At 56.0% G+C, this 4,634-nt stretch carries 7 protein-coding genes; all 7 read right to left on the bottom strand.

Annotated features, from left to right (window positions below; genetic code table 11):
* A partial coding sequence (gene mtnN, locus AC5OW4_RS14540) for a 5'-methylthioadenosine/S-adenosylhomocysteine nucleosidase (protein ID WP_493677146.1) occupies positions 1-322 on the bottom strand: 322 nt, incomplete at its 3' end.
* Positions 319-1,020, bottom strand: coding sequence for a class I SAM-dependent DNA methyltransferase (locus AC5OW4_RS14535; protein WP_308559752.1), 702 nt, complete (start codon positions 1,018-1,020; stop codon positions 319-321). The genes AC5OW4_RS14535 and mtnN, both read right to left, overlap by 4 nt.
* Positions 1,017-1,355, bottom strand: a complete 339-nt coding sequence (rsfS, locus tag AC5OW4_RS14530; RefSeq protein ID WP_006060833.1) for a ribosome silencing factor — start codon at positions 1,353-1,355, stop codon at positions 1,017-1,019. The genes AC5OW4_RS14535 and rsfS overlap by 4 nt, the downstream gene beginning before the upstream one ends.
* Positions 1,348-2,370 (bottom strand): nicotinate (nicotinamide) nucleotide adenylyltransferase, encoded by a 1,023-nt coding sequence (nadD, locus tag AC5OW4_RS14525; protein WP_072683571.1) that lies wholly within the window; start codon positions 2,368-2,370, stop codon positions 1,348-1,350. Before nadD ends, rsfS begins: the two co-directional genes overlap by 8 nt.
* A complete protein-coding gene (gene yhbY, locus AC5OW4_RS14520) occupies positions 2,367-2,660 on the bottom strand; it encodes a ribosome assembly RNA-binding protein YhbY (protein WP_117892845.1) in 294 nt (97 codons plus the stop codon). Before yhbY ends, nadD begins: the two co-directional genes overlap by 4 nt.
* Positions 2,661-3,719 carry a GTPase gene (locus AC5OW4_RS14515; protein WP_493677145.1) on the bottom strand — a complete coding sequence of 353 codons (1,059 nt, stop codon included), beginning with the start codon at positions 3,717-3,719 and terminating at the stop codon, positions 2,661-2,663.
* Entirely contained in the window at positions 3,712-4,239 is a 528-nt protein-coding gene (locus tag AC5OW4_RS14510) for a YqeG family HAD IIIA-type phosphatase (protein WP_006060829.1), read from the bottom strand. The genes AC5OW4_RS14515 and AC5OW4_RS14510 overlap by 8 nt, the downstream gene beginning before the upstream one ends.
* Positions 4,240-4,634: the final 395 nt, after the last annotated feature.

The raw sequence follows: 4,634 nt of genomic DNA, 5'->3' as shown, positions 1-4,634 counted from the left end.
GCTCTTCCGATCTGCCCGGCACGTTGACATCGTGATGCGCGATCCGCGTCGAGATGACGACGTCCAGCACTTCCTGATTTTCCAGTAACCCGCCGGCCGTGCCGATGTTGATTACGCCGTCGACATCGAAATGCTCCAATAACAACGTCGTGCTCATCGCCGCCAGCGTCTTGCCGACGCCGCTTTGGGTGACGACGACCGGCTCGCCTGCCAGTTTCCCGGTATAAAACGAAATCTTCTGCACCGGACAGGCCTGAACCTCGCTCATCCGGTCCAGCAGCGCGTCAATCTCAACCTTCATCGCTCCGATAATCGCGATCATACTTTCTTCCTCCCTGCGTAAAACAGTTTTTCACCAGGCTGAATACCTGGCTGTGTAAAATCTGTCATGATTTCCACGTCGAAGCCGGCTTCTTCCATCAGCCGGCGCACGGCCAACGGATCGAAGACCGTCTGGACATGATGTTCCTCGCGCAGTCCCTGCGGCGTCCAGAACGCGAAATGCTGGTAAATCCGGTCCTCGTCGCTGAGGATCGTCCATTGATACGGCGTATCCCCCAACATCCCCTCTTCAATATATTCCTCAGCGAACTCGTTGAGTCGCTCTGGGGTGTGCATATCGAACAACAGCACGCCGCCGTTTTTTAACAAAGCCGCCGCTTTCTGGATAAACTGCGCAACCTGATCGAGCGAAGCCAGATAATTCAGACTGTCGCAATAGCACACGATGGCCTGCACCGGTTGCTTCGTTTCCATTTCCAGCATGTCCATCACGCGGAAGGTAATCGAATCCGGATGCGGTTTGACCTGGGCGGCAGCGATCATGGACGGGGATAGGTCCGTGGCGTCGACGGTGTAGCCGGCCCCGGCTAACGCGATGGAAATCTCGCCGCTGCCGCACGCCAGCTCCAGCAGCGGGCCAGGCGGACAATAGCGCCGGGTGTAATCCAGCCAGGCGGCCGTCGCTTCCTCATCCTTCACCAGCGCGTCGTAATAGGCCGCAAGACTGTCATAGCTCATGGCTGAACCTCAACCCGCGGCAGATCGCCCCACAGCTTTTCCAGATTATATACCTGGCGTTCTTCGCCGACGAAAACGTGCAGTACGATCTCATACAAATCGACTAACAGCCACCGGCTGCCCTGACCGCCTTCGACGTTGCGCACGGCATAGCCGGCTTTTTCAGCTTCCTCAATCACGTGATCGACGATCGAATCGGCCATCCGTTCATTCTTCGCCGAGGCGATCACAAAGTAATCGGTAAACGGGCTGTGGCCGCGGAAATCCAGCACGACCAGATCTTCCGCCAGCCGCTGATCCGCCGCGTGGACGACTTTCTGCAGTAATTCAGACATTCAATCCCTCCTTGCGTAAATAAGCTTTCTGTTCTTGCTGGATCAGACGAAAGCCTTGATCCAGATCTTGCAGGCACACCGCTTTCTGACGGGTAATATCATAACCGCGGCCGGGGTCGATCTTATCGGCGATGTAGATGATCTTCGCCAGATCGCTCTTGCCCTCGCCCGTCGTATGCCACGCCACGGCTTCCAGAATTTCCTGATCGTAAAGATACAGCCGGGTTTTCAGCCAGGTCGCCCCGATGTATTGATGCCAGATCTTCCACGCCTGATCCCGGGCCTGCGGCCAGTACACTTCGATCCAGCCGCGCGCCGTTTCTTCATCCAGGCCTTTGGCGAGATCATGAAGCATGCCCGCAACGTAGGCTTTGCGCGGATTCACCCCATGCGCTTTCGCCAGCTCGACCGCCAGCGCGCTCATCGTGACGCAGTGCTGATAGCGGCGTGGGTGACAATACGCCTTCGCAATCTCCTCGACATACAGCCCCGTTTCCAGCATTACCTGCCGGACAGCCTTCGGCACATCCTTAAAGGCGCCCTGGCGGACAGCTGTGGACGAAGCGGGATGTGAAAAGTTTTCAACATACAGAAATCCCGGCTGCTTGACCGCGATTCCCTGACGGCTGAAGACGGCGAATTGTACGAGCCGGCGCAGTTCGTCGACCGCTTTCCATTGATCGAGATTGGCATATTGATCGTCGCCGATGATCCAGACAAATTCGTCGTCCGGATATTGTTTTTTCAGCGTCTTCACCGTTGTGATCGTATAGGAGGGCGTCGGCAGATCTTTTTCAATCAGACAGAGCTTCATTTTGCGATAGGGCCGCAGCGCCTTTTCCATCATCGTCACACGCAGCTCAAAGGGTGTCAGTTCCCGGTCCTTCAACGGCGTTTTCAGCGACGGGACAAACCAGACCTGATCCAGTCGCAGGCGTTTGAGCGCGGTTTTCGCGATTGCCAGATGACCGTTGTGAATCGGGTCGAAGGTGCCTCCCAATAAACCGATTTTCATCGCGGCAGCTCGATCCTGCGGTGTTCGCGGCTTTCGCGGTACAGCACGATCGTTTTGCCAATGATCTGAACGACCTCGGCATGCGCGCCGCTGGCCAGATCCAGAGCGACCTGCCGGACGTCGTCCGGACAGCTCTTTAAGACATTGAGCTTGACTAATTCATGTGCCTCCAGCGCATCGGAAAGCGTATTGATCAGGTTATAGGAAACGCCTTCCTTGCCGACCTGAAAGATCGGGCGCAGCGTGTTCGCCATCGAACGCAGCGCGCTTTTTTGTTTGTTCGTTAACATTTATATCATTGCCTTTCTGTGTTTGATTTCCAATGTTTGCGGGTGGGTTACGCGAATCTGACCGCATGTTCCGCTTAAGGACATCCAGCCGACGCCCGGAATGACGATGTCTTCCTTCACCCCCAGCGGCGTCAGGACGGTGCTCGTCCATTCGGCATACGGCATCCCGGCGGGAATCGGCCGCAGCAGCTCGCCGTAATGTCGATCCCACAGCTCATCCGCCTTATCTGCGCGGCCGCGGTGCAGCTCAAGAAGATTACTGCAGTAGAACACGGCCGAGACATGTTCGCAGCCGAGTAAATCGATCCGGCACAAACCGCCCACCGCGAAGCTTTGATCCCCGCGCAGCTGGAAGCCGACCGGTTTGACCGCCTTCGCCGGCAGCACTGTTTTAAGATCTTCTTCGTCCAGGTGCAGCAGCATCGAATTGCGCGGCGTCAAGCCCGGCGTGTCATACACCGTGACGCCGTGGATTTCAAGCGGATTGAAGTCCAGCGTGGTGCCGGGATAGCGCGAGCTGGTCAGCTGGGGTTTGTCCATCAGGGCGTTGAGCAGCGTACTCTTGCCGGCGTTGGCCATGCCCATCACGACGACGTCCTTGCCTTTGGCCCATTCGATCACCCGCAGCACTTCCTCCGGTCCGCCGGGAATATTTTTACCGGTCACGACCAGTCCCTTGACCTGGATGCCCAGCTCCTTCAGCCGGCCGTACACAAACTTCGCCAGCTTCTCGCTGCCCACTGTTTCCGGCAGCAGGTCGCGCTTGGTGCCGACGACAATGACGTCCTTGCCGAACAGATGCCGGTTCATGCCTTCCAGCAAACTTGCTTCAAAATCGAACAGATCAACCACCCACAAAATCAGCGCGTCCATCGCGTGGATCTGCGCCAGAATCCGGTCGGGATCAATCCCTTCCCGCATCGAAAACTGCAGGTCGTCGTAATGGGTCAGCCGGAAGCAGCGCTGACACAGCGCACTGCCCGCTTTGGGCGTATACCCAGCCTCCTGGGGACGGTCGTGCTGCAGCAGCGCGCCGCAGCCCTGGCATCTTTCACTCATCATAGTCTCCCCTTTTCAAGATTTCTTCATGCTCCAACAGACGGTACACCTGATTTTCAACCACCCGGTTCAGCTTGGTCCAGGGGATATCCCGGGTGACTAAGGGCGTCGTTAAGATCGTCGTCAAGCCCATCCGGCTGCCGCCGAGGATATCCGTCAGCAGCTGATCGCCGATCACCGCGCATTGATCCGGCTTCAGGCCGGTATCGCGCAACACCTTCTTATACGTCCGCTTCAGCGGTTTCGTTGAAAAATAATAATACGGCACATCCAGACTCGCCGCAAACCGGCTGACACGTTCCTTGTTGTTATTCGACATGACAACGGCTTGAATGCCGGCGTCCTTGAGTCTATGGACGAATGCTTTGGCTTTGTCGCCGGCGACCTGTTCATCGTGCGCCGCCAGCGTGTTGTCGATATCTAAGATTAAAAGCCGGATCTTCCGCCGCACTAACCAGGCGGGATCCAGATCTTCATAGCTTTTCAGATAAAGCGCAGGCGTGAAATAGTTCAGCAGCATACGGATCCTCCTTATCTTAATGATTATATCAGATTCCGCTGAACAAAGAAATGAAAAAACCGTGGACTTTCGTGCCCTTTTGTCTATCTCTCACCTGCTTTTTTCCGCGGACCGCTCCTGCTTTTTCTGTTCTGACAAAGCAGGCGTTCACGTTAAGGAATAAAAATTCCATCGTTAGAGAAAGGGATAAAAAAGACCCCGCGAACGGGATCTTAAATGAGTGAACAAGACTTACAGGCCGAGCACCTTGCGGCAGCGCGGACACAGTCCTTCCTCATCGGCCTGATCGGAAATATTCCAGCAGCGCGGGCAGACCGTGCCTTCTGCCTTGACAATTTCAACCTGGCAGACGTCATACGGTTTCAGCTAGATCGGAAGAGCACACGTCTGAACTC

The sequence above is a fragment of the Holdemania sp. genome (assembly GCF_986127675.1).
This window is presented reverse-complemented; position numbering and strand designations above follow the sequence as displayed.